The organism is Streptomyces sp. bgisy100 (assembly GCF_057709105.1).
This window is the reverse complement of the sequence record NZ_JBYITE010000033.1, coordinates 1-17,932: the sequence shown is the minus strand read 5'-3', so window position 1 is coordinate 17,932 and position 17,932 is coordinate 1. Positions and strand designations below refer to the sequence as shown.

General features: G+C 72.4%; 14 protein-coding genes, 1 tRNA gene and 1 pseudogene. 8 read left to right on the top strand and 8 right to left on the bottom strand.

Annotated elements, in window-relative coordinates; genetic code table 11:
* Positions 1 to 209: 209 nt before the first annotated feature.
* Both AC3EQ1_RS21240 and AC3EQ1_RS21235 read right to left on the bottom strand, forming a co-directional pair.
* Entirely contained in the window at positions 210 to 512 is a 303-nt protein-coding gene (locus tag AC3EQ1_RS21240) for a GroES family chaperonin (protein WP_247492542.1), read from the bottom strand.
* Positions 513 to 729: 217 nt separating this feature from the next.
* The gene (locus AC3EQ1_RS21235) at positions 730 to 1,050 is read right to left on the bottom strand and encodes a DUF3618 domain-containing protein (RefSeq protein ID WP_351511586.1); all 321 of its coding nucleotides are present in this window, start codon (positions 1,048 to 1,050) and stop codon (positions 730 to 732) included.
* A 130-nt stretch (positions 1,051 to 1,180) separates the two neighbouring features.
* Here AC3EQ1_RS21235 and bcp point away from each other — a divergent pair, with 130 nt between their 5' ends.
* From bcp to AC3EQ1_RS21215, 4 genes are all read left to right on the top strand, one after another.
* Complete coding sequence (bcp, locus tag AC3EQ1_RS21230) at positions 1,181 to 1,648, top strand: thioredoxin-dependent thiol peroxidase (protein ID WP_432095922.1); 468 nt, start codon at positions 1,181 to 1,183, stop codon at positions 1,646 to 1,648.
* A 235-nt stretch (positions 1,649 to 1,883) separates the two neighbouring features.
* Complete coding sequence (locus tag AC3EQ1_RS21225) at positions 1,884 to 3,416, top strand: MFS transporter (RefSeq protein ID WP_432095921.1); 1,533 nt, start codon at positions 1,884 to 1,886, stop codon at positions 3,414 to 3,416.
* 135 nt (positions 3,417 to 3,551) lie between these two features.
* The gene (locus tag AC3EQ1_RS21220; protein ID WP_432095920.1) at positions 3,552 to 4,568 is read left to right on the top strand and encodes an HNH endonuclease signature motif containing protein; all 1,017 of its coding nucleotides are present in this window, start codon (positions 3,552 to 3,554) and stop codon (positions 4,566 to 4,568) included.
* Positions 4,569 to 4,580: 12 nt separating this feature from the next.
* Positions 4,581 to 4,662 (top strand) — tRNA-Leu (locus AC3EQ1_RS21215).
* Between the two features lie 50 nt (positions 4,663 to 4,712).
* Here the strand turns inward: AC3EQ1_RS21215 and rdgB are convergent.
* The 4 genes from rdgB to AC3EQ1_RS21195 all read right to left on the bottom strand — a co-directional run bounded on the left by rdgB (position 4,713) and on the right by AC3EQ1_RS21195 (position 7,649).
* On the bottom strand, positions 4,713 to 5,315 hold the full coding sequence (gene rdgB, locus AC3EQ1_RS21210; protein ID WP_388846358.1) for an RdgB/HAM1 family non-canonical purine NTP pyrophosphatase: 603 nt from the start codon (positions 5,313 to 5,315) through the stop codon (positions 4,713 to 4,715).
* Positions 5,316 to 5,732: 417 nt separating this feature from the next.
* Positions 5,733 to 6,122 carry a syntaxin family protein gene (locus tag AC3EQ1_RS21205; protein WP_432095919.1) on the bottom strand — a complete coding sequence of 130 codons (390 nt, stop codon included), beginning with the start codon at positions 6,120 to 6,122 and terminating at the stop codon, positions 5,733 to 5,735.
* Positions 6,123 to 6,349: 227 nt separating this feature from the next.
* Positions 6,350 to 7,081, bottom strand: a complete 732-nt coding sequence (gene rph / locus AC3EQ1_RS21200; RefSeq protein WP_432095918.1) for a ribonuclease PH — start codon at positions 7,079 to 7,081, stop codon at positions 6,350 to 6,352.
* A 262-nt stretch (positions 7,082 to 7,343) separates the two neighbouring features.
* Positions 7,344 to 7,649 carry a PTS sugar transporter subunit IIB gene (locus AC3EQ1_RS21195; protein ID WP_432095917.1) on the bottom strand — a complete coding sequence of 102 codons (306 nt, stop codon included), beginning with the start codon at positions 7,647 to 7,649 and terminating at the stop codon, positions 7,344 to 7,346.
* 137 nt (positions 7,650 to 7,786) lie between these two features.
* Between AC3EQ1_RS21195 and AC3EQ1_RS21190 the strand changes: the two genes are divergently transcribed.
* Together AC3EQ1_RS21190 and AC3EQ1_RS21185 are read left to right on the top strand one after the other, a co-directional pair.
* Positions 7,787 to 9,058 carry a PTS transporter subunit EIIC gene (locus tag AC3EQ1_RS21190; RefSeq protein ID WP_432095916.1) on the top strand — a complete coding sequence of 424 codons (1,272 nt, stop codon included), beginning with the start codon at positions 7,787 to 7,789 and terminating at the stop codon, positions 9,056 to 9,058.
* Positions 9,059 to 9,526: 468 nt separating this feature from the next.
* Positions 9,527 to 10,777: a PTS transporter subunit EIIC gene (locus AC3EQ1_RS21185; RefSeq protein WP_432095915.1), complete on the top strand. Its 1,251-nt coding sequence runs from the start codon at positions 9,527 to 9,529 to the stop codon at positions 10,775 to 10,777.
* Between the two features lie 264 nt (positions 10,778 to 11,041).
* Here the strand turns inward: AC3EQ1_RS21185 and lysX are convergent.
* Positions 11,042 to 14,388 (bottom strand): annotated as a pseudogene (gene lysX / locus AC3EQ1_RS21180) (bifunctional lysylphosphatidylglycerol synthetase/lysine--tRNA ligase LysX).
* 182 nt (positions 14,389 to 14,570) lie between these two features.
* Here lysX and AC3EQ1_RS21175 point away from each other — a divergent pair.
* Positions 14,571 to 15,350 carry a hypothetical protein gene (locus AC3EQ1_RS21175; protein WP_432095914.1) on the top strand — a complete coding sequence of 260 codons (780 nt, stop codon included), beginning with the start codon at positions 14,571 to 14,573 and terminating at the stop codon, positions 15,348 to 15,350.
* A 145-nt stretch (positions 15,351 to 15,495) separates the two neighbouring features.
* Here the strand turns inward: AC3EQ1_RS21175 and AC3EQ1_RS21170 are convergent, their stop codons facing one another.
* Positions 15,496 to 16,248, bottom strand: a complete 753-nt coding sequence (locus tag AC3EQ1_RS21170; protein ID WP_432095913.1) for an MBL fold metallo-hydrolase — start codon at positions 16,246 to 16,248, stop codon at positions 15,496 to 15,498.
* Between the two features lie 253 nt (positions 16,249 to 16,501).
* On the opposite strand from AC3EQ1_RS21170, the gene AC3EQ1_RS21165 reads away from it, so the two are divergent.
* Positions 16,502 to 17,053, top strand: coding sequence for a type II toxin-antitoxin system PemK/MazF family toxin (locus tag AC3EQ1_RS21165; RefSeq protein WP_432095912.1), 552 nt, complete (start codon positions 16,502 to 16,504; stop codon positions 17,051 to 17,053).
* Positions 17,054 to 17,932: the final 879 nt, after the last annotated feature.

Sequence of the window (17,932 nt, the reverse complement as noted above, 5' to 3'; positions counted from 1 at the left end):
GGGCTGAGGGGCGTGGGCTGAGGGGCGCGGTTATCGCTGTCTCCTGCCCAAGGGCTGCCCCGGCCGGTGGAGACGGAAAGGGGGGAAGCTCCCGGAGACGGGACGTCACCGGGAGCTCACGGGAAGATCAGGAGCTCGCGAAGCAGGTCAGGAGCTCGGGGAGAGTGAGGGGCAGGAGCTCAGGGAGGGTCAGGAGCTCGGGGAGAGCGTCAGAGGTACAGCCCCGTGGAGTCCTCGGAGCCCTCCAGCCGCTCGGCGGCCACCGCGTGCAGGTCCCGCTCCCGCATCAGCACGTACGCCACCCCGCGCACCTCGACCTCGGCACGGTCCTCCGGGTCGTACAGCACCCGGTCCCCCGGCTCCACGGTCCGGACGTTCTGCCCGACGGCGACCACCTCGGCCCAGGCCAGCCGACGGCCGACCGCCGCGGTCGCGGGAATGACGATGCCGCCGGTCGAACGGCGCTCGCCCTCCGCGGTGTCGGTCCGGACCAGCACGCGGTCGTGCAGCATCCGGATGGGCAGCTTGTCGTGGGTAGGGTTCGCACTCACGTCATGACCGTACCTGGCCGTGCGGCACCCCAGGGCCAGGGGGCGGAGATCCGCCCGTGGGCTTCCCACCGGGGCACGGCGGTGCTCTGCCGGTTGCCGTCACCCACTCAGCGGCGGGGCGACCGGGCGGGCAGGGGTCTCAGCCCCGGCGATCAGTCCGGGCAACCAGCTCCGGTGATCAGCCCCGGCGGCGCCGCGTGGAGACGGCCAGCAGGCCCACCACGGCCACCGCGACCATCGCCACCGGCACGATCCGCTCCAGCCGCGGCGCGCCGTCCTCCGAGACCAGCCGGCCGCGGGCGTCCGTCAGCGTCCGGTTCACGACCACGTACGCCCGGCCCGCCGTGCGGTCCACCGTCGCCGCCGCCCGTGCCTTGACGTCACCCATGATCGTCTTGGGGTGCACCCGCACCGCGATCTCGTCGAGCGTCACCGCGAGCGCCTGGCGCCTCAGGGCGATGTCCGCCTCGATCTGCGCCGGGGTCCTGGCATCCGACACCGCGCTGCCTCCATCGTCTCGGGCCGATCCTGCATGGACAGTCTGTCAGCTCCACCAGGGACGTGCCCCATGGCACCCCCATATCCGCGACTAATCTCTCCGGCAGCAACCGCATCACCTGAGGAGTGTCATGAGCGAGCGACTGCAGCCGGGCGACACCGCCCCCGCCTTCACCCTGCCCGACGCGGACGGCAACGAGGTCTCGCTCGCCGGCCACGCCGGCCGCAAGGTCATCGTCTACTTCTACCCCGCCGCCCTCACCCCGGGCTGCACCAAGCAGGCCTGCGACTTCACCGACAACCTCGAGCTGCTGGCCGGGGCCGGCTACGACGTCATCGGCGTCTCGCCGGACAAGCCGGAGAAGCTCGCGAAGTTCCGCGAGAAGGAGGACCTCCGGGTCACCCTGGTCGGCGACCCGGAGAAGAAGGTCCTGGAGGCCTACGGCGCCTTCGGCGAGAAGAAGCTCTACGGCAAGACCGTCACCGGGGTGATCCGGTCCACGGTCATCGTCGACGAGCAGGGCAAGGTCGAGCGTGCCCTGTACAACGTCCGGGCCACCGGGCACGTCGCCAAGCTCATCAAGGACCTGGAGATCTGAGGACGGGGTCCGGAGGGGCCACGGCCGCGGGCCCGGCGGCATGCCCGCCCCTGGCCCGCCGGCCGCCTCTCCCGGGCCCGCCGGCCGCCCGTCACGGATCCAACCCCTCCGTTTCTCCGCCACGGCGGCGGACAAACCATGATCAAAGTCCCACTCCGGTGGCACTTTGGTTTAGACCGCGATCTCTTGCGCAGACGTCCCCACTGCACCCCACCCCGCAGTGAGAGGACCACCCATGGCTGTCGGCGCCGAAGCCGGACTGGACCCGGAGGCACAGAAGCGCCACCCGAACCTCTTCCGTGCCCTGAAGCGCAGACGGAATCCCAAGCTGCGCCGGAGTGACATCACCGTCACCGACGAGCGGGTCGTCAAGCGCGCCGTGAAGGCCGCCGCGCTGGGCAATGCCATGGAGTGGTTCGACTTCGGCATCTACAGCTATCTCGCCGTCACCATCGGCAAGGTCTTCTTCCCGGGCGGCAGCGACACCACCCAACTGCTGTCGTCCTTCGCGACGTTCGCCGTCGCCTTCCTCGTCCGGCCCATCGGCGGCACCGTCTTCGGCACCCTCGGGGACCGCCTCGGCCGCAAGAAGGTCCTGGCCACGACGATGATGCTGATGGCGGCCGGGACCTTCTGCATCGGCCTGATCCCCAGCTACCAGAGCATCGGACTCTGGGCCCCGGTGCTGCTGATCTTCTTCCGGCTGGTCCAGGGCTTCTCCACCGGCGGCGAGTACGGCGGCGCGTCCACCTTCATCGCCGAGTACGCCCCCGACAAGAAGCGCGGGTACTACGGCAGCTTCCTGGAGTTCGGCACCCTGGCCGGCTACGTCGGCGCCGCCGGACTGGTGGCCGTCCTCAACGCCTGGCTCGGCAGCGCCGCCATGGAGGACTGGGGCTGGCGGCTGGCCTATCTGGTGGCGGGCCCGCTCGGCATCGTCGGCCTCTACCTGCGGCTGAAGCTCGACGAGACCCCGGCCTTCCAGAAGCTGGAGGCGGCGAAGACCCACGCACAGGCGGCGACGGCCGGCGAGACCCGCGCCCAGGAGGAGGCCGAGTTCGCCCACCTCTCCGAGAACGCCCCGCAGAAGACCCTCGGGCGGATCTTCTCCGAGCAGTGGCGGGCGCTGATCCTGTGCATAGCGCTGGTCGGTGCGTACAACACCACCCACTACATGCTGCTGTCGTACATGCCGACCTACCTGACCGACGAGCTGCACTACGACGACACCCACGGACTGCTCATCCTGCTCGGCACGATGGTCGCGCTGATGCTGATCATCACCCGGGTGGGACCCCTCAGCGACCGCTACGGCCGGAAGCCGCTGCTGATGACGGGCATGACCGGCTTCCTGGTGCTGTCCACCCCGGCCTTCCTGCTGGTGAAGCAGGGCAGTCTGCCCGCGGTGATCGCGGGCATGGGGATGCTCGGCCTCTCCCTGGTGTGCCTGCTGGGCACGATGTCCGCCGCACTCCCGGCACTCTTCCCGACGGACGTCCGCTACGGCTCGCTCTCCATCGGCTACAACATCTCCGCCTCGCTCTTCGGCGGCACCACACCGCTGGTGATCACGGCGCTGATCGGCGCGACCGGCACCGACATGATCCCCGCGTACTACACGACCGCCGCCGCCCTGGTCGGCCTCATCGCGGTGGCCTGCATGAAGGAGACGGCCCGACAGCCGCTGGCGGGCTCGCCGCCGGCCGTGGCCACCAAGGAGGAGGCCGCCGAACTGGTCCAGGCCCAGGCCCCGGAACCGAAGTTCTGAACCTGCCCTGCCGCACGCACCTGTGCCTCGTCCGGCTCCGGACGGGGCGCAGGTGCGCGTGCGTAACCCTGAAGGTCTTCGCTCGTTGAAGTGTTCGAGACCACGACGTGTGGCCGAAGGGGTGCGAGGGGGGACATGCGAGCCGAGGAGTATGCGCGGGAGCCGCTGGCCGCGGCGGTGGCCGCCTCGTCGAGCTGGGCCGGTGTGCTGCGTGCCCTGGGGCTGGAGTGCAGCGGCGGGCGGCGGCGGTCCGTCCAACGCGCGGCGCGCGAGCACGACCTCGACACCGCCCACTTCACACGGCAGCACCTGAGGTACTCCGACGAGGCCATCGCCGCGGCCGTGGCCTCGTCGTCGACGCTGCGCGAGGTCGCGGTCGCGCTGGGGGCCGCGCCTGCGCCCGGGACGCTGTCCCACCTCCGCCGCCGGATCCGCGCCGCGGGCCTCACCACCGATCACCTCCCGGGCCTCAACAGGCCCTGCGGAGAACTCCCGTTCACCGCGGAGGAGCTGGCGACGGCCGCCGCGAGCGAGGACAGCGTGCGCGGGGTGGCGCGCGCCCTCGGTGTCCCGGACGACGGCCGAACACGCGCCGCACTGCGCCGCATGCTGACCCGGACGGGGACCGACACCTCGCACTTCCGCCATGCCCGGCGCACCCTCCCGGACGACGCGCTGCGCCGGGCCGTGTCCGACGCCACGAGTTACGCCGGTGTCGTACGGGCCCTCGGCCTCCCGGTGAACGACGCCAGCCACCGCCGGGTACAGCGCCGGGCGGCCCGACTCGGCCTCGACACCTCGCACTTCACCCGGCGCTCCCGCCGGGTACCCCGCCCGGCGGCGCCGCCGCGCCGTATCGCGGGCGAGGTGCTGCGCATACGCCCGGAGGGTTCGCCCCGGGTGGGCCGGGAGCGGCTGCACCGTGCCCTCGCCGAGACCGGCGTCCGCTACGCCTGCGCGACCTGCGGCAACCCGGGCCAGTGGCGGGGCCGGCCGGTCACCCTGCAGATCGACCACATCGACGGCAACTGGCTCGACAACCGGGCGGAGAACCTCCGTTACCTCTGCCCGAACTGCCACGCGATCACCGATACGTGGTGCCGCTCACGGCGAAGCCGCTCCAGCCGCTCCGCGCCCACACCCAGTGAGTAAGATTCCGAGTACGCGCGAGTGCCGGAACTGGTAGACGGGACGGCTTTAGGTGCCGGGGTCTTCGGACGTGGGGGTTCGACTCCCCCCTCGCGCACGGACGGCCGTGGCCCCGGACGGGCCACGGCCGCTGTCGTCTCCGCCGGGTCAGCCCAGCAGCTCGCGCACCACCGGTGCCAGGGCGCGGAAGGCCTTGCCCCGGTGGCTGATCGCGTTCTTCTCCTCGGGGGTCATCTCCGCGCAGGTCCGCGTCTCGTCCTCCGGCTGGAGGATCGGGTCGTAGCCGAAGCCGCCGGTGCCCGACGGGGCGTGGCGGAGGGTGCCGTGCAGGCGGCCCTCGACCACCCGCTCGGTGCCGTCCGGCAGCGCCAGGGCCGCCGCGCAGGCGAAGTGGGCGGCGCGGTGGGCGTCGACGATGTCGGAGAGCTGGGCCAGGAGCAGTTCGAGGTTGGCCTTGTCGTCCCCGTGCCGGCCCGCCCAGCGGGCGGAGAAGATGCCGGGCGCACCGCCGAGCACGTCCACGCAGAGGCCGGAGTCGTCGGCGATGGCCGGGTGGCCGGTGGCGCGGGCGAGGGCGTGGGCCTTCAGCAGGGCGTTCTCGGCGAAGGTGACACCGGTCTCCTTGACGTCCGGGATGTCGGGGTAGGCGTCGGCTCCGACGAGTTCGACGGCGAGGCCCGCCCCCGCCAGGATGGCGCGGAGTTCGGTGACCTTGTTGGCGTTGCGGGTGGCGAGGATCAGACGCTGCATGGGCCCATTGTGGCGCCTCGGCCGCGGCCGGGTGAGCGGGTGGGCCGCGGCGGGGGTGCACCGCCCCGGCCGCGGGAGTCCCCGAGCCGTCCTCCGCGCCCCGATCGCGAGCGCCGCGGGCCCCTGCGCCGGCCTCCGTGCGGCCTGTACGCCCTCCCGGCCCGTACGCTCTCCGGCCCGCGAGCCCGCGCGCCCTCCCGGGACGCGGCCCGTACGTCCTTCCGGCCCGCAAGCCCGCGCGCCCTCCCGGTCCGCGGCTTGTGCGTCCTCCCGGGTCCGGACGCCGTGGCGCCCTCCCGGTCCGCGGCGCACGTCTGATCCGCGGCGCAGGCCTGATTCGCCGCGCCCTCCCGGCCCGGCGCGCACGCCTGGTCCGGGTCCGCGGCGAGTGGGTCGCCCCGGGCCGCGGCAGGCGGGTCAGCCCGGTGAGCAGACCTTGGTCAGCTCGGAGGCGGCGTCGGTGACGGGGGTGATGTTCGGCGTCTTGCCCTGTTCGAGGGCGGCGCGGGCGTCCTTCACTCCGGCGTTCATGTCGTCGACGGCCTTGCTGATGTCGGCGTTGTCGGTCTTGTCGCCGAGCTTGTCGAGGTTCTTGTCGATCCGGTCGAGGGCCTGCTGTGCCTTGGCGGGGTCCTCGGTGGCGTCGGAGACGGCCTGCTGGAGGTCCTGCACGCTGTCGGAGATGGTGACGGCGGTCTGGGCGCAGCTCATGGCCTTGTCGACGGCGCCGCAGCCCGCGGTGACCGGTATGGCGAGAGCGACGAGGGCGACGGCGCTGAGGGCGGTGTGGCGGTGGCGCAGGGCCATGGAGTGGTTCCTCCCGTGAGGGTTCGGCCGGGCGCACGGGAGAGTCCGTGCGCTCGTACAGTAAAGAACGCTCAAAGTCCCGCGGCGGTTGCCGCTTCAGCGTGGTGTTCGCCACTAAGGGGCTGTCCCGCGATGGGCCTGTCGCTCGGGTCGGGCCCGGGCTCGCGGTGCCCGTCGGCACCGCTCCCGGTTTCCGCCCGGTCCGGACGACAGGCCCTCGCCGGTCGCTACAGGGTGGCGGCGAGTGCCGCGCGCTGGGCCCGGTCGAGGTCGCCGCAGCCGGCGACGGCGAGGTCGAGGAGGCCGTCGAGTTCGGTGCGGGCGAAGGGGACGCCTTCGGCGGTGCCCTGGACCTCGACGAAGCGGCCGTCGCCGGTGCAGACGACGTTCATGTCGGTCTCGGCGCGGACGTCCTCCTCGTAGCAGAGGTCCAGGAGGGGGGTGCCGTCGACGATGCCGACGCTGACGGCGGAGACGGTGCCGGTGAGCGGCTTGCGCCCGGCCTTGATCAGCTTCTTGGACTGGGCCCAGGTGACGGCGTCGGCGAGGGCGACGTAGGCGCCGGTGATGGCGGCGGTGCGGGTGCCGCCGTCGGCCTGGAGGACGTCACAGTCCAGGACGATGGTGTTCTCGCCGAGGGCCTTGTAGTCGATGACGGCGCGGAGCGAGCGTCCGATGAGCCGGGAGATCTCGTGCGTGCGGCCGCCGATCTTGCCTCGTACGGATTCGCGGTCGCCGCGGGTGTTGGTGGAGCGGGGCAGCATGGAGTACTCGGCGGTGACCCAGCCCTCGCCGCTGCCCTTGCGCCAGCGGGGAACGCCTTCGGTGACGCTGGCGGTGCAGAAGACCTTGGTGTCGCCGAAGGCGATGAGGACCGAGCCCTCGGCGTGCTTGCTCCATCCGCGCTCGATGGTGACGGGGCGCAGCTGGTCGGGGGTCCGACCGTCGATACGAGACATGCGTCGACCCTATCGGCTGTGCCGGGGGGCTTTTCCGGCCACGGTCGGGGCCGGTCGGGCGGGGGTCCCGGAATGCCGCAGGCCTGCGGAGCGACGGCTCCGCAGGCCCGTGGCAGCAGATCAGTGGCGCACTGCCCGGCCTTCGGGGGCCCGCGCGGCGTCAGGGGTGCGCGTCGGACCGCCGGTGGCCGATGCCTGCCTCAGTGGCTCGCATCAAGTCGTCGGCCTCAGTGGCTGACATCAAGTCGTCGGCCTCAGTGGCTCACATCAGGTCTTCGATGTCGGCCGCGATGGGGTCGGCGTCGGTGCCGATGACGACCTGGATGGCGTTGCCCATCTTGACGACGCCGTGGGCGCCCGCGGCCTTGAGCGCGGCCTCGTCGACGAGGGAGGAGTCCTCGACCTCGGTGCGGAGGCGGGTGATGCAGCCCTCGACCTCGACGATGTTCTCGATTCCGCCGAGCCCGGCGACGATCTTCTCAGCCTTGGTGGCCATGTCCCACTCCTGCGTGCTTCGGGGCGTCGGCGGGGTCGCCGAGTTCCAAACCGTAACGCACGTTTGGCCCACCTTCGCGGGCAAGTGTCCGCGATCGGGCGGATGATGTCGATCACGGAGCCCGCCTGCACGGGTGCGGCACAAGCGTGCTGCGACTGGTCTACACCAGTATGCCGTGTCCGTCGAGCCGGCTGTCACCGGGAGGTCCGATGAGCTCCGAAGCCACCGCGGCCGCGCAGCTGCCACCGGGGAGGAACTGGACGTCGGGCCTCTTCCAGGGGCTGCAGAAGATGGGGCGCTGCCTGCAACTGCCCATCGCCGTACTGCCGGCCGCGGGCCTGCTGGTCAGCCTGGGCAATCTCTCCGCCGCCTACCTGCACGGCACGTTCTGGGACAAGACGTCCAAGGTGCTGCTCGCGGGCGGCACGGCCATTCTCGACGTCGGGCTGGGGCTGCCGCTGCTGTTCGCCATCGGGGTGGCGATCGGCTTCGCGAAGAAGGCGGACGGCTCCACGGCACTGGCGGCGGTGGCGGGCTTCCTCGTCTATCACAGCGTGCTGGCGGTGTACCCGGTGGCGGGTTCGGTCACCGACAAGACGCCGGAGGGGGTGCCGCAGAACCCCGGCGTACTCGGCGGCATCCTCATCGGGCTGCTGACGGCGGTCGTCTGGCAGCGCTACCACCGCACCAAGCTGGTGGACTGGCTGGGCTTCTTCAACGGCCGCCGGCTGGTGCCGATCATCATGGCGTTCCTCTGCGCCGTGCTGGGAGTGGCCTTCGGGCTGCTGTGGGAGCCGGTGGGCGATGCCCTGAACTGGTTCGGGAAGCAGCTCATCGGCATGGGCGCACTGGGCGCGGGCCTCTTCGGGGTGGCGAACCGGCTGCTGATCCCGATCGGGATGCATCAGTTCCTGAACACCTTCTTCTGGTTCCAGGCCGGTGAGTTCACCGGTCCGGACGGGGAGACGGTGCAGGGAGACCTGACGCGGTTCCTCGCGGGGGACCCGGCCGCGGGCCAGTTCATGTCCGGCTTCTTCCCGATCATGATGTTCGGCCTGCCCGCCGCCGCGCTCGCCATCGCCCAGTGCGCCCGCCCGGAACGCCGCAAGGCCGTGACCGGCATGATGATCTCGGTGGCCCTGACCTCGTTCGTGACGGGTGTGACGGAGCCGCTGGAGTTCTCGTTCCTCTTCGCCGCGCCGCTGCTGTACGGCGTCCACGCCCTGCTCACCGGCCTGTCGTTGGCGGTCACCTGGGCGCTGGGCGTGCACGCGGGCTTCAGCTTCTCCGCGGGCGTGATCGACTACATCGTCTACTGGCACCTGGACACCAAGCCCTGGCTGATCATTCCGATCGGGCTGGCGTTCGCCGTCGTCTACTACGTGGTCTTCCGGTTCGCCATCACGGTGTTCGACATCCGCACTCCTGGCCGGGAGCCGGAGGAGCTGGAGGAGGAGTCCGAGCGCGAGGTCACGCGGTAGCCAGAGCGGGGGCCATTCGGCGGTACTGGGCGCCGCCCGCGGTCCGGTTGGGGGCCGGTCGGCGGTCCGGGGCGGGGCGGGGCCGCCGGCCTGCCCCCGGGTGCGGGCCGCCGGTCCGCAGTCCAGGTGCACGCTCACCCGACGGTCCCGGTACGGACTCACCCGACGGTCCGGCGGTCCGGGTCGCCCGGCGTCCGAGCCCGGTGACCGGACGGACCCGCACCCCCTCCCCCGCCCCGAATCCGCAATGTCCCCTCATCCGGGAGACATCACCCACCCCTTTCCCGGGAAGACTGCCCCCGGTCGTCGGCCGCGCTCCCTGCCCTCGGGGCGTTTTGCCGGGTGTGTGAGGGTGTGATGGAGAGCGTGGGAACTGCAGGTTCCTTATCCCGCCTTCACCGTGTTAGAAACGTGGTCTAAACCTCTGGTGGTGTAGACCACGCTCACGCGCTCCCGAAGGAACCCCCCATGAGTACGACGACCGCCGACACGGCGCCCGCGAAGAAGCGCGGCTCCGGTCTGCTGCAGGGCCTGCAGAAGGTGGGCCGCAGTCTTCAGCTGCCCATCGCCGTCCTTCCGGCCGCCGGCATCCTCCTCCGCCTCGGCAACGACGACGTGTTCGGCAAGGACGGCCTCGGCTGGGACAAGGTGGCCGCCGTCTTCCAGACGGCGGGTGACGCGGTCTTCAAGAACCTGGCGCTGCTGTTCTGCGTGGGCGTGGCCATCGGTTTCGCGAAGAAGGCGGACGGCTCCACCGCTCTCGCCGCCCTCGTGGGCTTCCTGGTCTACAAGAACGTACTGACCGCGTTCCCGGTGACCGAGGCGCAGATCAAGGCGGGCGAGGACGTCGCCGCGACGTACAACGACCCGGGAGTGCTCGGCGGCATCATCATGGGGCTGCTGTCCGCGGTGCTCTGGCAGCGCTACTACCGCAAGCGGCTCGTGGACTGGCTGGGCTTCTTCAACGGCCGCCGGCTGGTGCCGATCATCATGGCCTTCGTCGGCACCGCGGTGGGCGTGCTGTTCGGCCTGATATGGGGACCGATCGGCGAGGTCATCCACGGCTTCGGGGAGTGGATGACCGGACTGGGCTCGGCGGGCGCGGGTGTCTTCGGCCTGATCAACCGGGCCCTGATCCCGGTCGGTATGCACCAGTTCGTCAACACGGTCGCCTGGCAGGAGCTCGGCAGCTTCACGGACGGCCAGGGCGACATCTGGCACGGCGACCTGAACCGGTTCTTCCACGGTGACCCCACGGCCGGCCAGTTCATGTCGGGCTTCTTCCCGATCATGATGTTCGCGCTGCCCGCCGCCGCGCTGGCCATCGCCCACTGCGCCCGCCCCGAGCGGCGCAAGGCCGTGACCGGCATGATGATGTCGCTCGCGCTGACCTCGTTCGTCACCGGTATCACCGAGCCGATCGAGTTCGCGTTCATGTTCATCGCCCCGGTGCTGTACGCGATCCACGCGGTGCTGACGGCCCTCTCGATGGCTCTCACCTGGGCGCTGGGCGTCCACCACGGCTTCAGCTTCTCGGCGGGGGCGATCGACTATCTCCTCAACTGGCACCTCGCCAGCAAGCCGTTGCTGATCATTCCGATCGGTCTGGCCTTCGCCGCCCTCTACTACGTGGTCTTCCGGTTCGCGATCCTCCGGTTCGACCTCAGCACTCCGGGCCGGGAGCCGGAGAGCGAGGTCGAGGACATGACGAAGGCCTGATCCGCGCGGCGGGCCATGCCCCGCTCGAGGGCTCGGCCCTCGTGGCACGCCTTCCCGACCCGGCCCCGGACCACAACGGTCCGGGGCCGGTTCGCGCTCGGGGCCGGTTCGCTCTCGGGGGCAGATTCGCGCTCGGGGCCGGTTCGCGATCCGGGGCCCGCCCCTGATCCGGTCCGCGGCCCCGCGACCGTTCCACAGCACACGGCCCGCCCCAGTCCCCCTCCACCGCCACGCCACAGCCACGCCACCGCCGCTCCACAGCCCTCAACGGCGCCGGACCAGCGGAAACGGCAGCGTCTCGCGGATCGTCAGACCGGTCAGGAACATCACCAGCCGGTCCACTCCCAGGCCGAGTCCGCCCGTCGGCGGCATCGCGTACTCCAGGGCCGTCAGGAAGTCCTCGTCGAGCTCCATCGCCTCCGGGTCGCCGCCCGCGGCCAGCAGCGACTGGGCGGTGAGGCGGCGGCGCTGCTCCACCGGGTCGGTCAGCTCCGAGTAGGCGGTGCCCAGTTCGGTGCCGAAGGCGACGAGGTCCCAGCGCTCGGCGAGCCGCGGGTCCTTCCGGTGCTGCCGGGTCAGCGGTGAGACCTCGGTCGGGAAGTCCTTGTAGAAGGTGGGCGGTCCGGTCCGCTCCTCGACGAGCGTGCCGTACATCTCCTCGACCACGTCGGCGCGGGAGTGCTCGGGGGTGTGCGGCACCCCGGTGCGGTCGCAGAGCCGGCGCAGCAGGGCCTCGTCGGTGTCGGGGCCGATCTCCTCGCCCAGGGCGTCGGAGAGCGCGTCGTACACGGTCCGGACCGGCCAGACACCGGAGATGTCGTGTTCGGTGACGCGGCCGTCCGGTCCGGTGGTGCGGGCGACGGGGCTGCCGAACGCGGCGGTGGCGGCGCCCTGGACGAGTTCCCGGGTGAGGTCGAGCATCACGTCGTAGTCGGCGAACGCCTGGTACGCCTCCAGCGAGGTGAACTCGGGGTTGTGCTTGTAGGAGATGCCCTCGTTGCGGAAGTTGCGGCCCATCTCGAAGACCCGCTCCAGGCCGCCGACGCAGAGCCGCTTCAGATACAGCTCGGGGGCGATCCGCAGATAGAGGTCGAGGTCGTAGGCGTTGATGTGGGTGGTGAACGGGCGGGCGTTGGCGCCGCCGTGGACCTGTTGCAGCATCGGCGTCTCGACCTCCAGGTACCCGCGGTCCAGCAGGCCCTGGCGCAGGGCCTGGACGGCGGCGCCGCGGGCCCTACGACCTCCCGGGCCTCCGGCCGGACGACCAGGTCGAGGTAGCGCTGCCGGACCCGGGCCTCGGGGTCGGCGAGGCCGCGCCGCTTGTCGGGCAGCGGGTGCAGGCACTTGGAGGTCAGCCGCCAGCCGGTGACGAAGAGCGTCGGTTCGCCGCGGTCACTGGTACCGATCTCGCCGGTGGCGGTCACGTGGTCGCCGAGGTCGGTGTCGGCGGTGAAGCGGTCCAGGGACGGCGCGCCGGTGCCGTCGCGGGTGACGGCCAGCTGGAGGTCGCCGGACCAGTCGCGGAGCACGGCGAAGACGATGCCGCCCAGGTCCCGTACCAGCATGATCCGGCCGGCGACGGTGGCCCGTTCGCCGGTGCGGGCTCCGGCGGGCAGCGCGGGGTGGGCGGCGCGGACCGCGGCGAGGGTGTGGGTGGGGGCGCCGGCGTCGGCGGGGTACGGGTCGGTGCCGGCGTCCCGCAGCCGTCGCAGCTTGCGGTGCCGGACGCGGACCTGTTCCGGCAGGCCGGCGAGAGTGTCCGCGGCGTCCGGTCCCGACGGGGGTCCGGCCAGGCCGAGCCGGTCGATGGGCGGCAGCCCCTCGGTGGCCGCGGGGGCCGTGACGCCGCGCGGGTGGCCCCGGCCCCATTGGGTGCGCAGGCTGGGGACGAAGCCCTCGGCGATGCCGGAGGCGAGGCTGATCCGGGCGAGGGCCCCGGCGTCGGAGTAGCAGAGGAAACGCGGGTACCACTCGGGCTGGTACTTCACGTTCGACCGGTACAGCGCCTCCAGCTGCCACCACTTGGAGAAGAACAGCAGCAGCCGGCGCCAGGCGCGCAGCACGGGCCCGGCGCCGATCCGGGCGCCCTCCTCGAACGCGGCCCGGAAGACGGCGAAGTTGAGGGAGACGCGGTGGATGCCGAGCCGCCCGGCCCGGCCGCAGACCTCGGCGACCAGGAACTCCACGATGCCGTTGGGCGCCCGCCGGTCACGGCGCATCACATCCAGCGAGATGCCGTCCCGCCCCCAGGGGACGAACGACAGCAGGGCGACCAGGCCGCCCTCGGCGTCGAACGCCTCGACGAGCAGGCAGTCCCCGTCGGCGGGGTCCCCGAGCCGGCCCAGGGCCATGGAGAAGCCGCGTTCGGTCTCGGTGTCCCGCCAGGCGTCGGCCCGCTCGACGACCTCCCGCATCTCCTCCTCGGACAGCGCACGGTGGCGGCGGATCCGGACGGTCGCGCCGGCCCGCCGCACCCGGTGGACGGCCTGCCGGGTGACGCGCATGTCCCGGCCGTCGAGGTCGAAGCCCGCCACCGCGAGCACGGCCTCGTCGCCGAGTTGCAGGGCGTTCAGGCCCGCCCGCGCGTAGGCCCGCGCGCCGTCCTCGCTCGCGCCCATGACGGCGGGCACCCAGGCGTAGCGGCGGGCGAGCCGCAGCCACGCCTCGATCGCCGGGTCCCAGGCGCCGGGGTCGCCCACCGGGTCGGCGCTGGCGAGGCAGACCCCGGCCTCCACCCGGTAGGTGACGGCGGCCTTGCCGCTGGGGGCGAAGACGACGGCCTTGTCGCGGCGGGTGGCGAAGTAGCCGAGCGAGTCCTGAGCCCCGTAGGCGCCGAGGAGGGCCCGGATGCGCGCCTCCTCGTCGCCGTGCAGGGCGGAGACCACCCGCTGCGAGCGCAACAGCGTGGCGGCGGCGTTGAGCAGGGCGAGCGCACCGAACAGCCCCAGCAGGAAGAACAGCCAGTGCGGCGGCCGGCCGTCGAAGCCGGCGCCCTCCACCAGGCCGCCCAGCACCCGGTTGGCGGCCCACGGCAGCGCCTGGTCGCGGGGCAGGGTGCCGGGGACGGCGGCGACGAGGCCCCAGCCCACGAGGATCGCCACGGCCAGCCCCGCCACGAGGACGAGCAGGGCGCGCCGGACCGCTCCGCGCCGGGTGGCGGCGTAGAACTCGCGGCGGGCGAGGAACAGCAGGGCGAGCGCCGCCGAGGCCAGGACCAGGGAGGGGATGGTGGCCCAGTAGTGACCGCCGGCGAGGTAGACCGCGTCGGCGACGACCACCAGCACCAGGTAGGCGGTGACCAGCCGCCGGGCGATCCTCTTCCTGCTGGCGGTGGCCCCCGCCAGCAGGAAGAGGAAGACGGCGTAGGCCAGGTTGGGGCTGACCGGCACCGTGAGGGTGTCGAGGAACCGGATGACCGGCCGGAGCAGATCCCGCAGCGGGGCGATGACGGCGGTGACGGCGCAGAAGACCGCCAGGGCTCCGAAGAAGACGCCGAACCCCTCCGGCACCCGGTGCAGCAGCCGGTCCCGGGCGGTGCCGCGGCCCCGCTCCCCGGCCGGGCGGTCCCGCTCCGTCCCGGCCGCCGGGGGCCGCTCGGCGGTGGCGCTCATGCGGTCACTCTAGGGAGACCGTTCACGGGCCGCGCGCCGAGAAACCGCCGGGCCGCAACCGTGGGCCCTGCCGGTACGGGCCGCCCTGCGCGAGCCTTCCGGACCTCCCGGTTCCGCTCCCCGGACCGGCGGCGAGGAGTAAACCGGTGTATCCGGCGCGTCCCGGTATTAGCGTTTGCCCTGTGGTGACGTTGGCGCAGGGCGGCTGGTTCCAGCGGGAGATCGTCGCCCCCGGGCTGCTCCCGCTCTTCGTCTTCCTCTGCTCCTTCATCGCCGGATTCGGCTTCATACGGTTCAGCGTGCGCATGATCCGGGCGCAGGTGCGGTGGTGGCCGGGGAACGTCCGGCCCGGCGGGCTGCACATCCACCACGTGGTGTTCGGCGTGGTGTTCATGCTGGTGAGCGGGGTCTCGATGATCCTGGTGAACGATCCGTCGGCCACCGTGAAATCGTCCCTCGCCGGCGTCTTCGGGGTCGGCGCCGCGCTGGTCCTGGACGAGTTCGCGCTGATCCTGCATCTGCGGGACGTCTACTGGACGGAGGCGGGACGGACCTCCGTCGACGCGGTGTTCGTGGCCGTGGCCATCTGCGGGCTGGTGCTGCTCGGATTCCGCCCGGTCGGCGTGATCGACTGGGCCGACTACTCGGCCGACCCGACGCCCGGCAGCGCCCTGCTGCTGGTCCTCTTCATCGCCGCGGAGCTGGGTCTGGCCGTGATCACCCTGCTCAAGGGCAAGGTGTGGACCGGGCTGCTCGGCCTGTTCCTCGTCCCACTGCTGATCGTCGGTGCGGTCCGGCTGAGCCGCCCGCAGGCGCCCTGGGCCCGCTGGCGGTACCACGACAAGCCCCGCCGGCTGGCACGGGCCGCCCGCCGGGAGCAGCGCTGGCGCCACCCGGTGGTCAACGCGAAGATCAAGTTTCAGGAGTTCCTGTCCGGCCGGCACGATCTTCCGGACCGGTGAGCGGGGCCTGTGACCCGCCGGTGGCCCGTCGGCTCCGGCCCGGCGGCCCGCCGGCTCTGCGGTGCCCCGACGCTCTGCGGTGCACGTCGGCTCTGCGGGGCCCGACGGCTCTGCGGGGCCCGACGGCACGACCGAACCGCGGGCCCTACACCTCGTACACGGCGCGCGGGCGGGCCAGTTCGACCGGACCGTCGAAGACCTCGCGGGCGTCCCTCAGATTGATCTCCGGGTCCGTCCACGGCGGAATGTGCGTCAACAGCATCCGCCCCACCCCGGACCGCTGGGCCTGCTCCCCGGCCTCCCGGCCGTTGAGGTGCAGGTCCGGCACGTCCTCCTTGCCGTGGGTGAAGGACGCCTCGCACAGGAACAGATCGGCGCCCTCGGCGAGCCCGTCCAGCGCCGCGCAGACCCCGGTGTCACCGGAGTACGTCAGGGTGCGCCCGCCGTGCTCGATCCGGAACGCGAACGCCTCCACGGGGTGCGCCACCCGGTCGGTGTGCACCGTGAACGGGCCCACCTCGAAACGGCCCGGCTCCAGGGTGCGGAAGTCGAACACCTCGCTCATCGACTTCTCCGACGGCACGTCGTCGTACGCCGTGACCAGCCGCTGCTCCGTGCCGTCCGGCCCGTAGACCGGGATCGCCTCGGGGCGGCCGCCGTCGTGCCGGTAGTAGCGGGCGACGAAGTAGCCGCACATGTCGATGCAGTGATCGGCGTGGAGGTGACTGAGGACCACGGCGTCGAGGTCGTAGAGACCGCAGTGGCGCTGCAGCTCGCCCAGGGCACCGTTGCCCATGTCGAGGAGCAGCCGGAAGCCGTCGGCTTCGACGAGGTAGCTCGAGCAGGCCGAGTCCGCGGACGGGAACGATCCCGAGCAGCCGACGACGGTGAGCTTCATGGAGCAGGAACCTCCGAGGCTGAGGTCCCCCATGCCGGGGGTCGAGGGGTCGGTCCGGGGAGCGTGCGGTGGGTCGAGCGTAAGGCGCGAAACGGCTGGTCGCTCCTCCACGGGCCGCCGTTGTGGGGGAACTCACCCAGCACTTCACCAGTACGGGGGGCGGTGCTGCCGCGCGGGTCCGCGGCACGCCGGGCCACCCTGCCAGAGTACGGTTCTGAGGTTTCGGAATCCTCGACGGACGTGGGGAGTGGTCGTGGACACCTCATGGTGGCCCGTGGTGGGTGCGGTCGTCGTCCTGGCGCTGATCGCTGCCCTGGTGGACGGGCTCGGGCGCAGCGGGCGGGGCGGACGCCGCCCCCGGCCACGGCCGTCGCCCCGCCGCCCCTCGCGCCGGCCGCCGCGCTCCTCTTCCCGGCCCTCCGCCGGTACGACGGCGCGCCCGCCGTCGGGCGCGCCGGGCCGCCCGCCGAAGCGGGTCGTGCCGCGCGGCGGGCCACGGCCCCGGCCGGGCGAGATCTGGTGGGCGGACGTCCCGTACGAGGACGGCCCCGGCTCCAAGGACCGCCCCTGCCTGGTGCTGGACGTACGGGGGCACACCGTTCTGGTCGCCAAGATCACCAGCAAGTTCCACGACGGGCGCGCCGGGGTGATCCCGCTGCCGGAGGGGACGGTGGGGGACGCGCGGGGCCGCCAGAGCTTCCTGGAGACGGACGAGCTGCGCGAGGTCCGACTGGACGAGTTCCGCCGCTGCGCGGGGAAACTGGACCGGTCGGTGTGGACCCGGGTCCGCCATCTGTCGGGGTGACGGGGGCGGGGGTGCGGGTTCGCGGGGTGACGGGGCTCCGGCCCCGTCTGCCCCGGCGGGGGATGCTCGGGGCGGGCCGGGGTAGCGGGGGGGGCTGCACACGTGGGCCGACGGCGGGGGCGTCGCGGGATGACGGGGACCGGAACCTTCCCCACGTCGGCCCAAGACGCGGGCGTCGCGGGGTGACGCGGACCGGAACCTTCCCCACGTCGGCCCAAGACGCGGGCGTCGCGGGGTGACGCGGACCGGAACCTTCCCCACGTCGGCCCAAGACGCGGGCGTCGCGGGGTGACGGGGCCGAGGCCTCCGGGGTGGGGGGTTCTGGAACGTATATTTACGGGCCCTGGGGGCCCACAAATACACGGCAGCTTCCAGAACCCCCCACCCCTGCGGCCTCGTCCCCTCCTCTCGGTGGCCCACTTCCGGTACCCGCGGGCGCGCCGAGTACGGACCGCTGCGTCCGGCCCAGTGATCGAGCGCGTGGCGCGAACGGCCTTCCGGAGACGCGGTGTTGGAAGAGGCCAAGTGGCCGAGCCGGCCCGAGTGGCCGTGCCGGTCCCGTGGCGACGCCAGCCCATGGCCATTCCAGGAAGACGCTCAATCCCTGTCGGGAGCAGCACGGCCCTGCCGGGAACATGAGGCAGGTCGGAGAAGGGCCATTCCCATGGAACCCGCCGACTGGGCGAGCGCGCGCCCCGGTCCGGGAAGAACTGTGCCTGACCGCACCTGACTGCGCCTGCCTTCGCCGGACCGCATCCCGACTGCGCGGGACCGCGCCTGGAAGCACCGCACGCGTGCAGACGGTCGCCGGGAGACGCGACGTGGTGGGAGAACGTGGCCACCGGCGGGAGGGGACGGGGCCGCAGGGGTGGGGGTTCC